This window comes from Enterobacter sp. R4-368 (genome assembly GCF_000410515.1).
Taxonomy (GTDB): domain Bacteria; phylum Pseudomonadota; class Gammaproteobacteria; order Enterobacterales; family Enterobacteriaceae; genus Kosakonia.
The window spans coordinates 2,085,385-2,105,614 of the sequence record NC_021500.1 but is presented as its reverse complement, the minus strand read 5'-3'; the positions used below and the strand labels follow the sequence as shown (position 1 = coordinate 2,105,614).

20 protein-coding genes and 1 tRNA gene are annotated in these 20,230 nt (G+C 51.6%); 12 read left to right on the top strand and 9 right to left on the bottom strand.

What is annotated here, in order from left to right; translation table 11 throughout:
* Positions 1–5 precede the first annotated feature (5 nt).
* The 3 genes from recJ to lysS all read left to right on the top strand — a co-directional run bounded on the left by recJ (position 6) and on the right by lysS (position 4,456).
* The gene (recJ, locus tag H650_RS09905; RefSeq protein ID WP_020455130.1) at positions 6–1,739 is read left to right on the top strand and encodes a single-stranded-DNA-specific exonuclease RecJ; all 1,734 of its coding nucleotides are present in this window, start codon (positions 6–8) and stop codon (positions 1,737–1,739) included.
* Between the two features lie 91 nt (positions 1,740–1,830).
* Positions 1,831–2,929, top strand: a protein-coding gene (gene prfB, locus H650_RS09900) for a peptide chain release factor 2 (protein WP_097406127.1) whose coding sequence is annotated in 2 segments (ribosomal slippage) — positions 1,831–1,905 and positions 1,907–2,929 — 1,098 coding nt in all. Because the reading frame shifts where the segments join, the coding sequence is not laid out codon by codon here.
* A 9-nt stretch (positions 2,930–2,938) separates the two neighbouring features.
* Positions 2,939–4,456 carry a lysine--tRNA ligase gene (lysS, locus tag H650_RS09895; RefSeq protein WP_020455128.1) on the top strand — a complete coding sequence of 506 codons (1,518 nt, stop codon included), beginning with the start codon at positions 2,939–2,941 and terminating at the stop codon, positions 4,454–4,456.
* Between the two features lie 48 nt (positions 4,457–4,504).
* Here the strand turns inward: lysS and idi are convergent, their stop codons facing one another.
* The 4 genes from idi to H650_RS09875 all read right to left on the bottom strand — a co-directional run bounded on the left by idi (position 4,505) and on the right by H650_RS09875 (position 7,996).
* Positions 4,505–5,056: an isopentenyl-diphosphate Delta-isomerase gene (idi, locus tag H650_RS09890; protein WP_020455127.1), complete on the bottom strand. Its 552-nt coding sequence runs from the start codon at positions 5,054–5,056 to the stop codon at positions 4,505–4,507.
* A 116-nt stretch (positions 5,057–5,172) separates the two neighbouring features.
* Positions 5,173–5,889, bottom strand: a complete 717-nt coding sequence (locus tag H650_RS09885) for a DUF554 domain-containing protein (protein WP_020455126.1) — start codon at positions 5,887–5,889, stop codon at positions 5,173–5,175.
* Between the two features lie 15 nt (positions 5,890–5,904).
* The gene (locus tag H650_RS09880; protein ID WP_020455125.1) at positions 5,905–6,492 is read right to left on the bottom strand and encodes a UbiX family flavin prenyltransferase; all 588 of its coding nucleotides are present in this window, start codon (positions 6,490–6,492) and stop codon (positions 5,905–5,907) included.
* A 10-nt stretch (positions 6,493–6,502) separates the two neighbouring features.
* Positions 6,503–7,996, bottom strand: a complete 1,494-nt coding sequence (locus tag H650_RS09875; protein WP_020455124.1) for a UbiD family decarboxylase — start codon at positions 7,994–7,996, stop codon at positions 6,503–6,505.
* A gap of 218 nt (positions 7,997–8,214) precedes the next feature.
* On the opposite strand from H650_RS09875, the gene H650_RS09870 reads away from it, so the two are divergent.
* Together H650_RS09870 and actS are read left to right on the top strand one after the other, a co-directional pair.
* On the top strand, positions 8,215–9,114 hold the full coding sequence (locus tag H650_RS09870; RefSeq protein ID WP_020455123.1) for a LysR family transcriptional regulator: 900 nt from the start codon (positions 8,215–8,217) through the stop codon (positions 9,112–9,114).
* Between the two features lie 65 nt (positions 9,115–9,179).
* Complete coding sequence (actS, locus tag H650_RS09865) at positions 9,180–9,914, top strand: amidase activator ActS (RefSeq protein ID WP_020455122.1); 735 nt, start codon at positions 9,180–9,182, stop codon at positions 9,912–9,914.
* Positions 9,915–9,969: 55 nt separating this feature from the next.
* Here the strand turns inward: actS and H650_RS09860 are convergent, their stop codons facing one another.
* Positions 9,970–10,386: a hypothetical protein gene (locus H650_RS09860; RefSeq protein WP_020455121.1), complete on the bottom strand. Its 417-nt coding sequence runs from the start codon at positions 10,384–10,386 to the stop codon at positions 9,970–9,972.
* A 203-nt stretch (positions 10,387–10,589) separates the two neighbouring features.
* Here H650_RS09860 and H650_RS09855 point away from each other — a divergent pair.
* Positions 10,590–10,663: transfer RNA gene (locus tag H650_RS09855), tRNA-Gly, on the top strand.
* Positions 10,664–11,367: 704 nt separating this feature from the next.
* Here H650_RS09855 and H650_RS25715 read toward each other — a convergent pair.
* From H650_RS25715 to H650_RS09835, 3 genes are all read right to left on the bottom strand, one after another.
* A complete protein-coding gene (locus H650_RS25715) occupies positions 11,368–11,715 on the bottom strand; it encodes a hypothetical protein (protein ID WP_189660103.1) in 348 nt (115 codons plus the stop codon).
* 121 nt (positions 11,716–11,836) lie between these two features.
* A complete protein-coding gene (locus tag H650_RS09840; RefSeq protein ID WP_020455118.1) occupies positions 11,837–12,109 on the bottom strand; it encodes a hypothetical protein in 273 nt (90 codons plus the stop codon).
* Positions 12,093–13,256: a PAAR domain-containing protein gene (locus tag H650_RS09835; RefSeq protein WP_020455117.1), complete on the bottom strand. Its 1,164-nt coding sequence runs from the start codon at positions 13,254–13,256 to the stop codon at positions 12,093–12,095. Before H650_RS09835 ends, H650_RS09840 begins: the two co-directional genes overlap by 17 nt.
* Before the next feature lie 404 nt (positions 13,257–13,660).
* Between H650_RS09835 and H650_RS09830 the strand changes: the two genes are divergently transcribed.
* The 6 genes from H650_RS09830 (at position 13,661) to H650_RS09805 (ending at position 18,814) form a co-directional block, all read left to right on the top strand.
* Complete coding sequence (locus tag H650_RS09830) at positions 13,661–14,452, top strand: GumC domain-containing protein (RefSeq protein WP_020455116.1); 792 nt, start codon at positions 13,661–13,663, stop codon at positions 14,450–14,452.
* A 108-nt stretch (positions 14,453–14,560) separates the two neighbouring features.
* Complete coding sequence (fliB, locus tag H650_RS09825; RefSeq protein WP_020455115.1) at positions 14,561–15,778, top strand: flagellin lysine-N-methylase; 1,218 nt, start codon at positions 14,561–14,563, stop codon at positions 15,776–15,778.
* Positions 15,779–15,988: 210 nt separating this feature from the next.
* Positions 15,989–16,483, top strand: a complete 495-nt coding sequence (locus H650_RS09820; RefSeq protein ID WP_020455114.1) for a P-loop nucleotide/nucleoside kinase family protein — start codon at positions 15,989–15,991, stop codon at positions 16,481–16,483.
* A 76-nt stretch (positions 16,484–16,559) separates the two neighbouring features.
* Entirely contained in the window at positions 16,560–16,790 is a 231-nt protein-coding gene (gene yjdI / locus H650_RS09815; protein WP_017457634.1) for a 4Fe-4S mono-cluster protein YjdI, read from the top strand.
* 11 nt (positions 16,791–16,801) lie between these two features.
* Entirely contained in the window at positions 16,802–17,074 is a 273-nt protein-coding gene (locus H650_RS09810) for a GNAT family N-acetyltransferase (RefSeq protein ID WP_020455113.1), read from the top strand.
* 279 nt (positions 17,075–17,353) lie between these two features.
* Positions 17,354–18,814, top strand: a complete 1,461-nt coding sequence (locus H650_RS09805) for a methyl-accepting chemotaxis protein (RefSeq protein ID WP_020455112.1) — start codon at positions 17,354–17,356, stop codon at positions 18,812–18,814.
* 192 nt (positions 18,815–19,006) lie between these two features.
* On the opposite strand, the gene H650_RS09800 is transcribed toward H650_RS09805, so the two are convergent.
* Complete coding sequence (locus H650_RS09800) at positions 19,007–20,212, bottom strand: MFS transporter (protein ID WP_044489479.1); 1,206 nt, start codon at positions 20,210–20,212, stop codon at positions 19,007–19,009.
* Positions 20,213–20,230 lie beyond the last annotated feature (18 nt).

The following is a 20,230-nucleotide window of genomic DNA, read 5'->3' as shown; positions in this document are numbered from 1 at the left end:
TTCGCGTGAAAGCTCAGATAAAACTTCGCCGCCGTGAGGTGGATGACGCAGCAGAACTGGCCGCAGACTTGCCGCCGCTGCTGCGTCGCTTATACGCCAGCCGCGGTGTGCGCACGGCCAGTGAACTGGAACGCAGTGTTAAAGGCATGCTGCCGTGGCAACAACTTACCGGTATCGATGATGCAGTGGCGCAGCTTTATAACGCCTTACGTGAAGGGCTGCGCATTATTGTGGTGGGCGATTTCGATGCGGATGGCGCAACCAGCACCGCCCTTAGCGTGCTGGCATTGCGTGCGCTCGGTTGCGAAAACGTCAGTTACCTGGTGCCGAACCGTTTTGACGACGGGTATGGGCTGAGCCCGGAAGTGGTTGATCAAGCGCATGCGCGCGGTGCGCAGCTTATTCTGACGGTGGATAACGGCATCTCCTCACATGCCGGCGTGGCGCGGGCGCATGAACTCGGCATTCCGGTGGTAGTGACCGATCACCATCTGCCGGGTGACACGCTGCCGGATGCCGAAGCGATTGTTAACCCGAATCTGCGCGACTGTGATTTTCCATCGAAGTCGCTGGCCGGGGTTGGCGTCGCGTTCTATCTGATGCTGGCGCTGCGCGCCTTTTTGCGTGACAACGGCTGGTTTGAGGCGCGCGGCCTGGCGATGCCAAATCTGGCGGAACTGCTTGATTTGGTTGCGCTGGGAACGGTAGCGGACGTGGTGCCGCTGGATGCCAATAACCGCATTCTGACCTGGCAAGGGCTGAGCCGTATTCGTGCCGGACGCTGCCGTCCGGGCATTAAGGCGCTGCTGGAAATTGCCAACCGCGACGCGCAAAAGCTGGCGGCAAGCGATCTCGGTTTTGCGCTCGGGCCGCGCCTTAACGCGGCGGGCAGGCTGGATGATATGTCGGTAGGGGTTGCGCTGTTACTGTGCGATAACCTTGGCGAAGCGCGCCAGTTAGCCAGCGATCTTGACGCGTTGAACCAGACGCGCAAAGAGATTGAGCAGGGGATGCAGGCAGAAGCGCTGACGCTGTGCGAGCAGCTTGAACGCAGCGGTGAAACGTTGCCCGGCGGCTTAGCTATGTACCATCCCGAGTGGCATCAGGGAGTGGTCGGCATTCTCGCTTCGCGCATTAAAGAGCGCTTTCACCGCCCGGTGATCGCCTTCGCGCCAGCCGGAGACGGGGTGCTGAAAGGCTCGGGGCGTTCGATTCAGGGGCTGCATATGCGCGATGCGCTGGAGCGTCTGGATATGCTGTTTCCTGGCATGATGCTCAAATTCGGCGGTCACGCAATGGCGGCCGGTTTGACGCTGGAAGAAAACCGTTTTGAAGAGTTCCGCCAGCGCTTTGGCGAGCTGGTGACCGAATGGCTGGATCCGGCGTTATTACAAGGTGAGATTGTCTCTGACGGCCCGCTGTCGGCGCAGGAGATGACGCTGGAAGTCGCGGAGATGCTGCGGGAAGCTGGCCCCTGGGGGCAAATGTTCCCGGAACCGCTGTTTGACGGTGAGTTTCGCCTCCTGCAGCAGCGGTTGGTGGGTGAGCGTCATCTCAAGGTGATGCTGGAGCCGGTTGGCGGCGGTCCGCTGCTTGATGGTATCGCTTTTAACGTCGATACCTCCTGCTGGCCGGACAACGGTGTGCGGCAGGTAAATATTGCTTATAAACTGGATGTGAACGAGTTTCGCGGCAATCGTAGCGTACAGCTGATCATCGAGAATCTCTGGCCACTTTAGCGCCAGTATTCGCTATAAAACAGGGCGGGAATCCGGTAAACTTCCGCCCTTATCACCGCATTTTGACTAGTCCATTAAAAGAAATCAGACCATGTTTGAAATTAACCCGGTAAAAAATCGTATTCAGGACCTCACGGAGCGCTCCGACGTTCTTAGGGGGTATCTTTGACTATGACGCCAAGAAAGAGCGTCTGGAAGAAGTAAACGCCGAGCTGGAACAGCCGGACGTGTGGAACGAACCTGAGCGCGCACAGGCGCTGGGCAAAGAGCGTTCCTCACTCGAAGCTATCGTTGATACGCTGGATCAAATGCGTCAGGGGCTGGAAGATGTCAGCGGCCTGCTGGATCTGGCGGTTGAAGCCGAAGACGAAGAAACCTTTAACGAAGCGGTCGCCGAACTGGATGTGCTGGAAGAGAAACTGGCGCAACTGGAGTTCCGCCGCATGTTCTCTGGCGAGTACGACAGCGCCGACTGCTACCTGGATATTCAGGCCGGTTCCGGCGGCACCGAAGCGCAGGACTGGGCGAGCATGTTAATGCGCATGTACCTGCGCTGGGCGGAAGCGCGCGGCTTTAAAACCGAGATTATTGAAGAGTCCGAAGGTGAAGTTGCCGGCATTAAATCTGTCACCATTAAGATCATGGGTGATTACGCCTACGGCTGGTTGCGTACCGAAACCGGCGTTCATCGCCTGGTGCGTAAGAGCCCGTTCGATTCCGGCGGACGTCGCCACACCTCGTTTAGCTCCGCGTTTGTCTACCCGGAAGTGGATGACGATATTGATATCGAAATCAACCCGGCGGACCTGCGCATTGACGTGTATCGCGCATCCGGCGCGGGCGGTCAGCACGTAAACCGTACGGAATCCGCGGTGCGTATTACCCACATTCCAACCGGGCTGGTCACTCAGTGCCAGAACGACCGCTCCCAGCATAAGAACAAAGACCAGGCCATGAAGCAGATGAAGGCGAAGCTTTATGAACTGGAAATGCAGAAGAAAAATGCTGAGAAACAGGCGATGGAAGACACCAAGTCGGACATCGGTTGGGGCAGCCAGATCCGATCTTATGTCCTGGATGATTCCCGCATTAAAGATCTGCGCACCGGGGTTGAAACCCGCAACACGCAGGCGGTGCTGGACGGCAGCCTGGATCAATTTATCGAAGCAAGTTTGAAAGCAGGGTTATGAGGAACCAACATGTCTGAACAACAAGCACAAGGCGCTGACGCGGCAGTCGATCTTAATAATGAACTGAAAACTCGCCGCGAGAAGCTGGCGCAACTGCGTGAGCAGGGCGTGGCGTTCCCGAACGATTTCCGTCGCGATCAGACCTCTGACAAGCTACATGCGGAATTCGATGCCAAAGAGAACGAAGAGCTGGAAGCGCTGGGCATTGAAGTCGCCGTTGCGGGCCGTATGATGACCCGCCGCATCATGGGTAAAGCCTCTTTCGTAACCTTGCAGGACATGGGGGGCCGCATTCAGCTGTATGTCTCTCGTGACGATCTGGCGGAAGGTGTCTACAACGAGCAGTTCAAAAAATGGGATCTCGGCGATATCCTCGGCGCGCGCGGCAAGCTGTTCAAGACCAAGACCGGTGAACTCTCTATCCATTGCACCGAGCTGCGCCTGCTGACTAAAGCGCTGCGTCCGTTGCCGGACAAATTCCACGGTTTGCAGGATCAGGAAGCGCGCTATCGTCAGCGTTACCTGGATCTCATCTCGAATGATGAATCCCGCAACACTTTCAAAATTCGCTCGCAGATCCTGGCCGGTATCCGCCAGTTCATGGTAGGCCGCGACTTTATGGAAGTGGAAACGCCGATGATGCAGGTGATCCCGGGCGGTGCGTCTGCGCGTCCGTTTGTCACCCACCATAATGCGCTGGATCTCGACATGTACCTGCGTATCGCGCCGGAACTGTACCTTAAACGTCTGGTGGTTGGCGGTTTCGAGCGCGTGTTCGAAATCAACCGTAACTTCCGTAACGAAGGTATCTCCGTTCGCCATAACCCTGAGTTCACCATGATGGAACTCTATATGGCGTACGCGGATTATAAAGATCTGATCGAGCTGACCGAATCTCTGTTCCGTACGCTTGCGCAGAACATCCTCGGCAAAACCGAAGTGCCGTACGGCGACGAAGTGTTTGATTTCGGCAAGCCGTTCGAAAAACTGACCATGCGCGAAGCGATCAAGAAATACCGTCCGGAAACCAACATGGCGGATCTGGATAATTTCGACAGCGCGAAAGCAATTGCTGACAGCATCGGTATCAAGGTTGAGAAGAGCTGGGGTCTGGGCCGTATCGTCACGGAGATCTTCGAAGAAGTGGCCGAAGCGCACTTGATCCAGCCGACCTTCATTACCGAATACCCGGCGGAAGTTTCGCCGCTGGCGCGTCGTAACGATCAGAACCCGGAAATCACCGACCGCTTTGAGTTCTTCATTGGCGGACGTGAAATCGGTAACGGCTTTAGCGAGCTGAACGACGCGGAAGATCAGGCGCAGCGCTTCCAGGATCAGGTCGATGCGAAAGCAGCGGGCGACGACGAAGCAATGTTCTTCGACGAAGACTACGTGACCGCGCTGGAACACGGCTTACCGCCGACTGCCGGCCTGGGTATCGGTATCGACCGTATGGTGATGCTGTTCACCAACAGCCATACCATTCGCGATGTGATCCTGTTCCCGGCGATGCGTCCGGTGAAATAATCGCTCAGCGATAAAAAAAGCCCCGGCGTTTGTCGCGTCGGGGCTTTTTTATTGCGCTAATTCTGCGGCAAATTGTCGTAACTGCTTTTCCGCGCTTGTGGCTTCCGCCGCCATCCACGGGCTGAAAGCCCAGGGCGCAGCATTGAGCGCGTGCAGCAACGCATCCAGTTTAACCCACTGATATTCCATCACTTCATCACTGTTTATTTTAAGCGGCGATACGATCTCTGCGGCAAAGACCGGGCAGATCTCATTTTCGACAATGCCTGAAGGATCGGTTTCCCGGTAGCGAAAACCCGGTGCGATAGTGGTGATAGCGGCGATTTCGGCTCCCACTTCGTAGCGGCAGCGGCGGACAATCGCCTGCTCAATGGTTTCACCCATTTGCGGATGGCCGCAAACGGAGTTGGTCCAGACGCCGGGCCAGGCTTTCTTACTCATGGCGCGGCGGGTAACCAGACATTCGCCTGTCGGGCGAAAAAGCCAGGAGGAGAAAGCCAGATGCAGCGGTGTATGTGAGGTATGCGCGGCATATTTCTCCTTTGTGCCGAGTACCTCTCCCTGGTCGTTAACTAAAATAACGTGCTCTTGTATAACCATAACGACTCCCGAACATAACAACGCCGGGTGGCGCTATGCCTGACTTACCGGGAGAACGTGATCTCGCGGACCTGCCAGGCACAGCGCCACCGGGCAAACGCTAGTATATCCGAGGCTCAGGCAAAAAGAGTGGCCCAGAGAGCGGAAAAGGGCATCACCAGTACCAGACCGGGAAGCATGTTCGCCACCGGAAAAGGCTTGATATTACAAATTCTCAGCCCGGTCGCCACCATGATTAAACCACCCGCGCAGGAGAAGTCGCCCATCATATCCGGGGTGATCATATGCAGGATAAAGACCGCGAGCGTAGCCAGCGCTACCTGGACGATGATCAGCGGAATACCGATAGTCATCACTGAGAAGCCGAGCATGGTGGCAAAAATCGCCGCCGTGAACAGATCCAGCACCGTCTTGATATACAAAATCGAGGGATCGCCGGTCATGCCTTCATGCATCGCACCGAAAATCCCCGTGCCGCTGGCGCAAAACAGCACCAGAATGGCGACGAACTTCTCGGTGAATTCATCATGGGTAAGACCCTGAACCGGCGGGAAAATACGGTTGATTAAACCACGCGTGGTACCGGCCGCTTTGCCGATCTGTTTTTCGAGGAAAAACGCTTCGCCGATCACCGCGCCGATTACCATCGCCAGCACCACGGCGGGCATAAATTTCACTTTAATAACGAGATTGATACCCAGACCAACAGAGCACAAACCAAATGTCAGCGGCAGCGCCACTTTCACACGTTCGGGAATGCGCGTACCAACCAGTGAACCGAGCAGACCACCAACAATGACGGCGGCGCCGTTCACATAAGGACCGATTAACATAATGTTTCCTGCACGTTACGCGTGATGAGCGAGGTTTCCCTCGCCCCAGCGCGGGAGATTTTTCACATCAATACCAAACAGATCCAGCGCACGGCTGACGCTGTGGGTAATGATCTCATCAGTGGATTGCGGACGCTGGTAGAGCGCCGGGACCGGCGGGAAAATAATCCCGCCCATTTCCGTCACTGCCTGCATATTGCGAATATGCCCGAGATGAAGCGGCGTTTCGCGCGCCAGCAGCACCAGACGGCGGCGCTCTTTGAGCACCACGTCGGCGGCGCGGGTTAGCAGGTTATCCGTCAGGCAGTTGGCGATAGATCCCAGCGTTCGCATGGAGCAGGGCGCAACCAGCATGCCCATGGTTTTATACGATCCGCTGGAAATGGCAGCCCCAAGATTGCCGACAGGATGCACCACATCCGCAAGCGCCATCACCTCATCTAGCTGATAATCCGTCTCCAGCGCACAGGTTTTTTCCGCCCCTTTCGAGACAACCAAATGGACTTCCAGCGGCTGCCCGCGCAAAAGCTCAAGTGCTTTTACGCCATACTGAAAACCGGAAGCGCCGCTGATGCCAACAATGATGCGTTGCAATGTGGTCACACCGGCCCCCTTATTCGAAATCTGGCAGGAAGCGTTTCACATCCACCGCTTTGAATTTCGAGCGTTCAAAGTGGCTTTTCAGATGGAACGGCACCGTACAGTCAAAAATGGTTTTGCAGGACATGCCCTGCTGCAAAATGCTCGGGCTGTATTCCGGCACCTGCGATGGATCGAGCGGGTGACAACGTACGCCGGGAATGGTGACGGTATCGACATCGCCCTGATAACGGGTTTGCATCGCCCACAGCACATCGTCGCTGTCGAAAATGTCGACATCTTCATCAACCAGAATCACGTGTTTCAGTTCCGGGAACGCGGAGAATGCAAGCAGCGCGGACTGGCGTTGACGGCCTTCATCCGCAGGCGAGAATTTTTTGAATTGCATCACTGCCAGCAGCTTGCCGCCGCCCGCTGAGTGTGCGAAGACGTTAAGCAGTTTACCCGGCATGGCGCGCCCCACCATATCAAGAATGCTGGCTTCTGTCGGAATACCCGCCATGTTGACGTGTTCTTCGCCCGGCCCAACCGTGGTACGCCAGATCGGGTTATAGCGATGGGTTACCGCTTTCACCTTGATAACCGGCAGGGCTTCTTTGGCTTCGCCGGTGTAGCCAGGAAACTCAGGCATCGCTTTGCCGGTATCGGTGTTCTGATCTTCACGCAGACGCACGTGCGGCAGCAGTTCGCCTTCAATAACGATTTCCGCATGGGCAATGGCGCGTTCGTCGATGGTTTTACACTGCACCATTTCCACGGCGTGCCCGCGTAGCGCACCGGCAACGCTCAGTTCGTCATAACCCAGCGGTGTGGTCGGCGGCTCAAAACAGGCGGCAATTTCAATTGCCGGATCGACACCGATACTGATGGAGATCGGCAGCGGTTTCCCCGCTGCTTCCGCTTTCATGCGAAATGCGTCGATATGGCGACCCGGCGTTAGCCACATCGACAGTTCATCGCGGCTCTGCACGCACAGGCGGTGAATGGTGATATCGGATTCACGCGTTTCTGGATCAGAGGCGTAACACAGACCCATGGTAATGTAGGGGCCAGCATCTTCTTCGGTGTTCGTTGGTGCAGGTAGCAATTTGCGTAGATCGAAATTCGCATCACTTGCCAGATGCACCACTTCCTGGCACACCGCGTGGTCTTGGGTCAGCACTGGCGGAATCGGGTTTTGTACCGAGTCTTTCAGCAGGTGACCAAGTTTTTCCGGCGCGCAGTTAAGGAAGTGGCTAACGCGTTTGCGGGAACCGTTGAGGCCGATGGCGACGCTGATATCCTGAAAACCTTTTACCTTGTTGAACACCATCACCGGGCCGTTTTTCCGCGTCGGGCGCTGGCAGGTTCCGCCTGCGCCAACATAACGATAAACCCCGGAGAGTTCCGCGTGTGGATCCACTTCGGTGTCGGTTTCCACATATTCACCGGGCAATGTTTTGAGTAATTCAAGAGCAGAACGTAAATCGCAAACGCCGCTGGCATTATGATTTTTGCTATTTGACATGGTCTTTTCCATTTTCAGATGGGAATTTACTGACTGCCGTTACCTTATTTTTCCTGTGGTGATTAAACAAATACCGTTTTCCTGAGGCAGACCAGATCAAAAAAGTACTCTTTATAAGAATGTTAAATTCAGGTTGATAAATGACATAAAATGTCGTGCTTTTCCTTTTTTACGCCAGGTGTGATACTGAGCGCTCAGGTATAGCGGAGAAAAGCGGTATGGATTTGAAAAGATTGCGTTATTTTTGCCGTGTGGTAGAGCAGGGCTCCGTAAGCCAGGCGGCGAAAGTGCTGAATATGGCGCAGCCGCCGCTCAGTAAACGGATCCAGGAACTGGAGGAAGAGTTACAGGTTTCCTTATTTTCGCGTCAGGGAAACAGAATTGAACCCACAGAAGCCGGTTATTTTCTTTATCGTAAAGCCTGTGAAATATTACGTCAGGTTGAAGATACGGCACGGGAAACTGTAGCAATTGCCAATAAAGAAAAATTCCAGCTAAGACTCGGCTTAACCCATCTTTTTCAATGCTATTTTAAACCGTTATTACTGGAGCTTTATAAGCGCCACCCCGACGCTGAAATTAATATATCCGTTACTGATTCCAGCCATTTAGAAACCATGCTCAATGAAGGCACGATCGATCTGGCGATGATCCAGCGGCCTTATCGCAGCGAAGGCTTCGATTATGTGTCTTTTGATCCGGTGCGGCTGGTGGCGGTGATCAGTAAGCAGTGCCTGGCGCAAGCTCCTGTGAGTTCGTTTGATTACCAGGCGCTGGCGGCGTTCCCGCTGGTGCTGCTGCACCGGGCAAAAGACGCCGGCACTTACGAGATGCTGATCGATCTGTTTCGTAAAGCGGGTGGTAACCCGAAGGTGATTATGCACATCACCCAGCCGGGGGTGATTCTGGAGTGGCTGGAGTCTGGCCTTGCCGCGGCAACGCTGCTGCCGTCATCGGAAGTCGACGCCCGTAAACTCAGCCATTGCCATGTTGTGGATGTGTTTCCCTCACCGCAGGTATTTTATCCGGCGCTGGTGAAGATGCCCTCCACGCCTTTTTTGCCGGAGATAATGGAAATTATCGCGCAGGGTTACCCGATTCCGCGCAACTCCGTTTGAAGGGTTTAGCAACCGGCGAGTGGCTGGTATGATATGTCGCCATTTATTCTATTCGAGGATCTGTTTTGCGCGCAGGATGCCTGACGAAAAGCCCGTTTCGTATTGTCATTTGCCTGGCAATCAGTTTGCTGCTGGCGAGCTGCGCCGGTAGTAACTCTACTTATTCCGGCTCCGTTTATACGGTGAAGCGGGGCGATACCCTGTACCGCATATCCCGTATTACCGGCACCAGCGTAAAAGATCTTGCCAGCATGAACGGTATTTCACCGCCGTATACCATTGAAGTGGGGCAGCGATTGAAAGTGAATGGCTCGTCGAAAACCACCTCATCCTCGACAAAATCCGGTACTAAGACTGCGAAAGTGGTGCCTTCCTCGCAGGTTCCGCTCTCGTCGTGGCCGCCGGTAGGGCAACGCTGCTGGCGCTGGCCGACAACCGGAAAAGTCATCATGACCTATTCCACCTCTGATGGCGGGAACAAAGGCATTGATATCGCTGGTACACGCGGCCAACCGGTTTATGCCTCTGGCGCCGGGAAGGTGGTCTATGTCGGCAATCAGCTGCGCGGCTACGGTAACCTGATCATGATTAAGCATAGCGAAGAGTACATTACCGCTTACGCGCACAACGATACGCTGCTGGTCAATAACGGGCAGAGTGTGAAAGCGGGGCAGAAGATCGCCACCATGGGCAGCAGTGACGCGGATTCCGTGCGCCTGCACTTCCAGCTGCGCTATAAGGCGACAGCTATCGATCCGCTGCGTTATTTACCGCCTCAGGGCAGCCCGCCGAAATGCTGATGAGTAAAGCTAACAGGCGGTCGCCCGGCCTGTTAGCTCGAATAGTTGTCTGGAATTAATTGTTTTGCGTATCCTGGCCGCCGAAGATATTTGCGCGGCTGGTTGAGGACTTACCGTTGCTGTAGCTAGTATCCTGGCCATCGAAAATGTTGGCCCGGCTGCTGGAATGGCTACCGTCGCTGTAATCGGTGTCCTGGCCGCCAAAGATATTCGCTCTGCTGCTGGATGATTTACCGTCACTGGACGTTGTATCTTGCCCACCAAAGATATTGGCTCGGCTGGTTGTGGTTCTTCCGTCGCTGTACCTGGTATCCTGCCCGCCGAAAATATTGGCCTGGCTGCTGGATGTTGTGCCATCGTCATAGCGGCAATCCTGGCCACCAAAAATGTTCGATTGGCAACTATCCGCCAGTGCAGTATTCAACGAGCCCGCAAAAATAATAAATCCCAAAACCAACGGCTTAGCGTTCATAGCGATTCTCTGAAAATGAGTGGGAACTACGGGAGCTATGCTATGCCTGAAAGCGTAACGCGGGAGGTTATGTTGTCCTAATTTTCGCAACAAAATGACGGCGCTATACCAGAGAAGATTAACTGCTTAAAACTCCAGCGGTTACCCGCAAACTCGCCTTGCTCTCACGCGCTAAGAGGTTATAATGCCTGTCGCATCTCAATGCGGGCGTAGTTCAATGGTAGAACGAGAGCTTCCCAAGCTCTATACGAGGGTTCGATTCCCTTCGCCCGCTCCAGAATTCCCTTCTTCTTACAAAACACCGCCGAAAATTGGTCTGCATGTGTTTAGTTTCAGAAACTTACTATGCGAAGGTTGTTTTTGATCGTTCTGACATTCAACGACGAACCACCAACGGGTATTCGGCGTGTATTGTCTTAATAAAAAGAAAGGGAAAGGCTGGATCTCTCCAGCCTTTGGCGGTCATCTTACTTTCTTGAAGATGAGCAAGATCAAAGGAACGCAGACAGCGAAACCTATAAGAGAGGCTAATGCCGAATCAACGTGATTTTGCGATAACTCCATAACAAACCAGGTCAGCTGAGAGGGCGTAAAATCCCATCCCTGGCTTACTGTTTCTGAAAAGTTCACTGCGAATACAAGCTCGAAGCAAATCACGATAACGTAATACGCAACGCAGATGAGCGCGATGCTCGTCCACCTAATCCAGTACTTCTTATTCATTATCGTACCGTTTTAAAGATAATTAAGATCAGCGGGACACAGATCGCAAAGCCAAAGAAGGCGACACTAAAAACGCCATCAGTGGCTTGCATGAGCGAGTCTATTGATGCTTTGTATTCTTTTAATGGGATTGGGCCATAAAACTGCATACTTTCTCGCTCACTGAATGCACTGTAAGCGAATGTTGATGCTATCAGTGTAATAAAGTAGCAAAGTGAAACTATGCTAATTCCACCCCATCGGAGGATGGTTTTAACTCTATTCTTCATTGTCATAAGATCCCCTTAATATACCGCCTACAGTACCGCCGGAATAGGGAGATAATGAATCTCCTGTGGCTGCACCTTCTGCTAAAACATGCTCGACTACGCCGCCGGGAGTTTCCTGGTATGGTTGCAAATGACCCGAATTTGGATACTGTTCTTTGAGCGCAAACGTCATCTCAACGACAAGCATTGAGGGCATCTCAATCTCATTTTCTTGAAGATGAGAAAGAACAACGAGAAGCAGACAGCGAAACCCACAATAAAGGCTAACGCCAAATCTTGGGGATTTTGCGATAGCCCCATAACAAACCTGGCCAACTGAGACGGTGTAAAATCCCATCCATGGATTACTGTTTCTGAAAAGTTCACTGCGAATACAAGATCGAAGTAAAGCACGATAACGTAATACGCAACGCAAATAAGCGCGATACACGCCCACCTGATCTAGTACTTCTTATTCATCATCTTACCTTTTTAAAGATAAGTAAGATGAGCGGCACACAGATCGCAAAGCCAAAGAAGGCGGCGTTATAAATGCCGTTTGTAGCTTGCATAAGTAAATCAATCGCCTGGTAATACTCTTTTAATGGAACAGGGTTTGAAACAAGGGTCTGATTTTCAGAGAAAATAGCGAATGCTTGTGAGGCGACAAACAGCCCAAGGAAGTAACCTAGGCAGACAATACAAATCCCTCCCCATCGGAGAATGGTTTTAGTTCTACTCGTCAACGTCATAAGATCCACCTAATACACCGCCAAAAGTACCGCTGGAATATTGTGATAATGAATCACCAGTAGCGGCGAACCCCGCCGCAATGTGCTGAATTTTCCCTTTTGGTGACTCTTGATAGGGCGATAAATTGTCCTTATTGGAATAGAGTTTTTTAAACTCGTCCGTCATTTCAATAACTGTCATTGATGAGAAGTCAGAACTTTTGGTCTCAAGATAACGCTGCAATGAGAGAGGAATGGTGAAATCTTCTTCTAATTCGATAGGAATCTGAGTTGTGGTGGATGTGTAGCTATGTTCGAATACCATCGACCCGGCAAACTTAATTCCCTCAACAGAGTGAGTGGTACAATTATTTCCTGTTACGTCGTACTCATCGATGGTGTGGCCTCTTCGCTTGATTTTTTCTTCCATCTTAGATGTTTGAATCGCTGGTTCGCCTTTGTTCCAAAGATCTTCAAAAAATTGCCTCGTTTTCGTCGGGTCAGCGTCACCTATACGGAATGCTCTTGCGCCCATCCGATATAGCTCGACCCTATAGTAATCTCTTGCGTCTTCATCTTGCAGGAAGTTAAGAATACCGTCCCCCGTGAAACCTCCGGGAGCGGTTCTACCGTATCGCCCATATGTGTAAAGGGAGACAGTGTTGTTCTCATGTACCGAAACGAAAACGTGACCTGCTCTTTTGATTTCAGTCCAGATATAAACGCCGTTCAATAGCGGGTTATCTTCGGGCCCACAGGTGTCCGCAAAGTTATTTTTCTTCTTCGCCGCTTGTGCATATTGTTCAGGTTCTGCAATTTTTGCAGGTTGAGGAGGAGCGTTTGCAACTGGCGGGGCAGCGACAGGAATGGCTTTAACTGGTTTTGCTTCTTCAAGCCAATAAGAGGCATTTGGAAATGACGAAATAAATCTTGCTCTACAGGGACATGTGCTTCGGCTATGCAACGTCCCTGCTGCTGCAACGCCATAAATCCAGTAATCGGGTATGCCACCCGCGATGTAGTAGATCTTTCCATCTTTACCACACGATACAGAGTCACCATTCCTTGCGGTCGCCATCCCGCCAAAGCTATGGCGCGGAGAGCCTGAAAGAATATGGCCGCCGCATGTTGTCTTATCGCCAGGACGTAGAAAATAACCCGTTGGCATAGAATCATCCTTAATAAATTTTATTTACAGAGATACTTACGCAAGCATTTCGATTTACCTGTTGTTTTCATCCTGACCATTCAATAATCACTAATTATGCTGCCCGCATAACAGTTTGATGAATCATAAATAGAGGCGCATATTGCCAGTAATTTATATTTCTCTCCTCTAAGTTTGGTTTTTTCACTCTCCTGCCGGGGGATTATTCTACAAACACGTATCCTGATTTTTATAGAGAATATGCTTACGTTAAATTCTGATTTTTAAATAGCATCAGAAGAGGCATTTCAGGTGTTGCGTGAGGTTCTTTGTTAGAGCATGAAGGCCTGTCATCACGTTTTTACGCATAAAGTTTTATTCCCTGCTGCCGTTAATATGAGCAATGGATTTCAGGAGTATTGCGCATGCTTCGCCCCACATTTACTGGCTCTCTCGATCTTTACGTATCCTCTTCCGCCAAAGGAGGAACGGTTCGTACTCAGGAGGCCACCCGCACCAGTGAAATCGTTAACCCCACGCCTGCCAGCATTGTGACGCTCAGCCCGCAGGCGAAAGAGTATTACGAAAATTTGCAGGAAAACCTCACCACGCTTAATCGCTTTACGCAGGAAAATGCCCGGAACAGTAAAGCGAATGCGCGCGCAAAACTTGAGGCATTGAAACGGGAAATCGCCCGCCTGAAAGCGCTGGCCATGTTGTTTGGCGGCTCCGGGGGCTACATTATGAAACAGCTCAAACAGCTGTCATCTCAGCTTGGACAACTCGCTTCCCAGCTAGGTCAGAGTGATAACACTGGTGCAGGCAATGGTGCCGATGCTAACGCTTCTGACGCAGCACAGGCTTCTACCGGTGAAAGCGATGAATCTGCCATAAAAGCGCAGGCCGCCTCTGACGCTGAAGTGAGTGACGAAGAAAATCCGACCGAAAAAGAAAAGTCGGCAGAGATCGCGGGCGCACAATCTACTATCGATAACGTTATCAATACGCTACAAAACGCCAGCCAGCGTCAGGAAGATGCCCGTTCCCTGAAAGAAGCGCTCCGGGAGCTAAAATCGCTGCTGTCGCTGATTAAAAGCAAAATGCGGGAAGAGGGAAAAGCGTCTGGCAATGAGCGCAACGATGTTGCCTCTGTTGAGCAGAATCTTAACGGCAGTGGAAATATCATTTCGCAGATGGAGCTAACTCCAGGATTTTAAGCGCGCGGAACCATGTGGTGAAATGCTGAATGTTGTGCGCGCTTATGCAACTTTTGATATTCACTTTTGTCGTGTAACTTTCTGCTTTTCATTTATAAAGAATGTATTATGCGACACCATAAAACAGTGACACCTGTTTTCTTTGATAAATTCAAATGCGTTGGCCCGGATTGTTTAATTTCCTGCTGCCGTAGCTGGAAAATAAATATTGATAAGAAAACGCATCAACGTTATCTGTCCTCATCCAATCCTGTTATTGCAGCCATTGCGAAAGAGAATTTAATCCCGGTTCATAACGGCAAAAATGAATATTCGGTCATTAAATTGAATGAGGATAAGCAGTGCCCGTTTGTTGATGAAAACCGGCTTTGCATGGTTCACCGTGATTTAGGTGAAAAAGCGTTATCCCCTACATGCTCAACCTATCCGCGTGGTGTACGCAAATATGCCGATGAAGTACGCTTTAGCATGACGCTCTCCTGCCCGGAAGTGGTACGCCAGGTGCTTTTCGACCCGCAAAGCATGCTGCTGCAAGAGAAAAGCACGCTGGTTGCCCGCTCAAAAGTAAAATTACTGCAGCAGCAAAAGCCGCGAGACCAGGTGGGCCATCTGATACATCTTTTCGCCTGGAATCTGGTTCAGGCGCAGAGCAACAATATTGAAGAGAATTTGATGGCGCTGGCGCAATTTATTCTCTATCTGCAAATGCTCAACTTTGATCTGCAGAATAATCTGGCTGAAGTGGAAAACTTTTATGCAGGGCTGATCGATGAACTACAGAACGGTCGAACGCTGCTTCGTGCGCAAAATACCGTTCGCGCGGCCAGTATGAAAGTCGATGCGTTAACCGTGATGGGTAAACATGTGGCGAAATACGCTTCGCGCGATCCGCTGATATCACAAGGGCACCTGCAAGTTGCTGAATATCTGGCAATTACGCCAGAGACGAAAGCGTCGGCGCTGAGTGAGAAGTTTGCCGCTCTTGATCAGCAGTGGGAGCAATTGTGCAAGCATTCCTGTCTGGGTGAACCGCATGTGCTGCGAAACTACTTACTGTATAAGCTTTATGAAAGCGATTTTCCCGGCACGAATACGGCGACAATATTGCGCCAGTTTTATCGTATCGTTATGGACTATTTTTATCTCAAAACGTTCCTCAGCGTACAGTCGCTGCATGTTGAGATAGACCCGCCATTGGTGATGAAAACGATCGCCAGTTTTTCTGAAAAAACCATGCATAACAGCACCATCAACAAACGCATGGATGCCGCGATCGATACGATCAACGGCGGCGATGATCTCTCCTGCCTGCTGTTGATCGGCTAACCACGATGGGGCTGGCTATAAGCCCCACCCATACAAACCGTTGGCAACGGAGCAGGTTTGCTGCTACGTTGCCAGCATGCCTGTTAAATATTCATCCTATTTATCTATTGCGAGCATTATTCGCACTGTCAATCGACCGGTGGGATAACGTTCGTCCTTTTCCCGCCAGCACGGCGGGGCCTTGCTGGCAGCAACCTGCGAGGTGATGTTATGAATGTTTGTTCCGCTTCTTCTGCAACACTCCATCTTCTGTGCGGCAAAATCGCATCGGGTAAATCGACGCTTGCCAGCGAGCTGGTAAAAGCGCCATGCACGGTGGTGCTGAGCGAAGACAGCTGGTTATCGTTGTTATTTAAGGACGCGATGACCACCGTTGAGGACTACGTTTTCTACTCGGCAAAATTAAAATCCGCCATCAAGCCGCATGCCATCGCGCTACTGCGTGCAGGCGTTAATGTGGTTCTCGATTTTCCCGCCAACACGCTGGCCAGTCGCCAGTGGATGATGTCGATCGTTAACGAATCCGGCGCGCCGCATTTGTTGCACTACTTGCCGGTTAGCGATGAGATTTGCAAGGCGCGTTTACGCCAGCGAAATGCCGCAGGCGACCACGATTTTGCCGCTACCGACGAGCAGTTTGCGCTTATTACCCGCAACTTTGTCGAACCGACTGAACAAGAAGGGTTTCGTATCGTTCGTTATTGATTAAACGCCGGAGGGTGCGTAAAAGTAGAGCGGCTATGCTTACTTTTCCAACACCAAAAAGAACAGGGGCAATGTCATGGATAAGGAACTGCTGGACGCGGGTTACCGCGTCTATACCGGTGAAAAGATTGACGTTTATTTCAATACTGCGGTCTGTCAGCATGCAGGAAACTGCGTACGCGGCAGCGCGAAGCTTTTTAACCTGAAACGCAAACCGTGGATCATTCCCGACGAAGTGGATGTCGCAACGGTGGTGAAAGTCATTGATACCTGCCCGAGCGGTGCGCTGAAGTACCGCCACAACTAAGTGAGAAAACCATGGAAATTCTGGAAGGCCACAACAAGTTTTATGTTAATGACGCCCAGGGAACGCAGGTTGCTGAAATCGTCTTCGTTCCCACCGGCGAGCATTTAAGCATTATTGAACATACGGATGTGGATCCGAGCCTTAAAGGGCAAGGCGTAGGTAAGCAGCTGGTCGCGCGAGTGGTGGAAAAAATGCGTGCGGAAAACCGTAAAATCATCCCGTTATGTCCCTTTGCCAAACACGAGTTTGACAACACACGCGAATATGACGATATCCGTGCGTAAATAAAAATACCGGCAACGCCGGTATTTTTTAATTTTTGATATGCAATCCAGTAAATAGCTTTTAGTTTTTTCGCTTTATTAATTCGCATTTTCAGAATTTATTCATTTTTGGCAAAATAGTTGTTTCCTTATGGGGGAAGGAGTATATGTTAGCGTTGCTAATAATCCTGAATAACCCATTGGGCGCAGACTGCGTTTATCGTTGCAGTATGCGTTTTTCCTTGTGCTTTATTCATGGTGAAACAAATTGAAATTTACTTGATGAATCAAGGATGGGGTATGTCTGTAAAGAAGGGAAGATTAAAATATACCGTTATATTTTCCTACGTGATTCTTTTTACTTCGCTTTTATTTGTTTCGGGCTATTCGCTGCTCGCTCTGAACAATATCAAAGAGAGCGTGAGGGGCTTAGCTCTCGGGTTTTATCAATATGATGCGCTTGCTCAGACGAGTGCACGTTTGCAGTTCGAAGGCCTGACAGCGACGCAGAGAAGTGCGGCGCTGGCAGAGGTTGCCAGAGCCTATAACGGTTTTCTTCAGGTTGCGCCTGTCAAGACCGAAAGTGGCGTGAAAATGACGCGGGAGATCACCTCAGCTATTGAGTCGATTAAACAAGAGCCAACGCGTGAAAATGTTAATACGTTTAATAAGCTGGCCAGGAATTTTCGTGGATTAATCGTCAAATATGATGTTCAGGGCACGCAGGATTATGTAGCTTCTGCCCATAGATTTACGGTTATCACTATCATAACCACATTATCTGCGTTTTTAATTGCATCAGTGATTTTGTTCTTTATATTGCGCAATGAATTTTTGAGTATTACCAATACAATCAAAAAGAATATTCATAGGATATCGCAAGGGGATTTGCATCACGACGCTGATAATAGCGGTGGCGATATTAATGGGGTGCACCATGAACTTGATGGAATGAGAGCATCGCTGACAAAAATCACCGCTTCGCTTAAGACATCGGCCGCGCAGATAAAATTAATCTCGGGCGAAATGGCCAGCGGCAATCACGATCTCGCTTCACGCACTGAACAGCAGGCCAGCGCTTTACAACAGACCGCCGCCAGCATGGAAGAGATAAAAACCACCGTTGTCGGTAACACCGAGCATGCTCATCAGGCGAATATGTTAGCGGCAAAAGCCAATGAAATCGCGCAAGCTGGCGCACAGTCCATGTCGATCGTGATCGCCGGGATGAAAAAAATTGAACAAAGCACGGCGCATATTGCAGAGATTAACCATGTCATTAATGGTATCGCGCATCAGACGAATATTCTGGCGCTGAATGCCGCAGTAGAGGCAGCACGCGCCGGGGAGCGTGGGCGAGGATTTGCCGTGGTGGCAAGCGAAGTGCGTAGCCTGGCGAGACGAAGCGCTGAAGCCGCCGATGAGATCAATTCGCTCATCCAGGGCTCAATGCACGATGTCAGCGCTGGCGCGAATCAAGTTCAGGATGCAGCGAAAGCGATGGAAGACGTGGTGGATTCAATATCGCAAGTTAGCGCCATTATGAATGAGATTACCCACTCCTCCGAAGAACAGCGCACCGGTGTGAACCAGGTGGCAGTTGCGCTCAACGAGATGGATAGAGCCACGCAGCAAAATGCAGCGCTCGTCGAGCAGTCGGCGGGAATCGCGCAAAGCATGGATGAGTACGCGCAGCAGCTGGCCGATGTTGTGGCGTTCTTTTCCCTTGATGAGCAGAAAAAAACGCCGTCAGTCCACTGACCGTACAGGAGGGCTGCAAAACCCGTATTAACTCACCCATCCGCTCCCTGCGCCGCGTAAAACGCAAGGAGCGAAACGCAGACAACGTTCAGGTTTCGCCAGGCCGGTTATCCAGCCGAAATACAATAGCCAGCCTCACTACACGCCTTATCTGATGGCAGCTCAGCCAGAATGACGCTGTGCTCACATAAATCAGCTGCGATAGCGCAGCAGTACCATCATCACCAGCGCCAGCGTGCTGAATGAAACTGTATATAACGCCTGCGTTGCTCCCCATTCTGCCGCCAGTAAGGCAGCAACCAGTGTCGCCACGGCGGCACAGCACGATTGCCAGCGCCATACTTTTGCCGTGGCGGTGGGAACGGTATCGGCATGGAAATTATGCAACAAGCCGAATGTCCCGACGGCAAAGACCATATTCGACGCCAGATGAGCGGCAAAGATGATGAGCAGCGCGATTTCAGGAAAGGATGTTAAACCCGGCAACACACAGTAAGCTGCCAGAAAGGCCAGTAAACAGCCGACGAGATACCGGTTGTGGCTGGCATAGCGTTCGAGGTTATCGGCCTTTAGCAGCAGCGGGCCACAAAGTTGGCCCAGGCTGCGCGCAAAGATAAGCGGCAGTGCAAGCTCAGTGGTTTCAGCGGGACGCATTTGCTGTATCAGCGCCGGCAGCAACGCCATTGCCGGTGCGCCAACGGCGGCAAGTGCCGGTAACAACAACAAGCTGCGTTTTTGAATGACCGGTAAATGATGCCAGCGCAGGATCACCCTCTTTTCGTGGCGATCCTCGTGGCTTACCTGCGGCAGGTAACGTGCCGTGGCGCATAGCAACACCGTAGACAACACGAAACTGATGGCATCGATTGACAGCAGTGACAACGGTGATACCCGGTCAAAAAGCACCACGCCGGCGCCTGCGCCCAACAACACCTGAGAGGCGAAAATCACCGTTTCCATACTGGTCGCCGCCGGCAGTTCGTTTGCACTTAAACCCCGTTTAAAAACCAGGCTCATGGCAGGCCAGGATAACCCGGCGGCAAATGCTTCGAGTGATTGCACTGCAAGCAGCGCGGGAATGCTGTGCGCCAGCAAGCCGTAGAGGGGGAAAAGCAGCCCGGTAATGCCAATTAGCTCACATAGCAACAGTAAGCGTAGCGGCGAAACACGCCGGCACCCGTATTCCCCTAATAAACTGCCAAAAAAACCGGGTAGCGTAGCCAGCATATAGCTCAGCGTGAGCGTTGCCGGGGAGGCATGCCAGCGTAATAACTGACCAAGGATCAGGGTTTGCGTTAACCCATTGCCGATAGAAGAAAAAAGATAGGCACTACCAAACAAGCACAGCCAGCGGTGCTGGCGCAGCGCGCGCACCAGAACCATCAATAATGTGTTCATTGTCGACATTCTCACGTA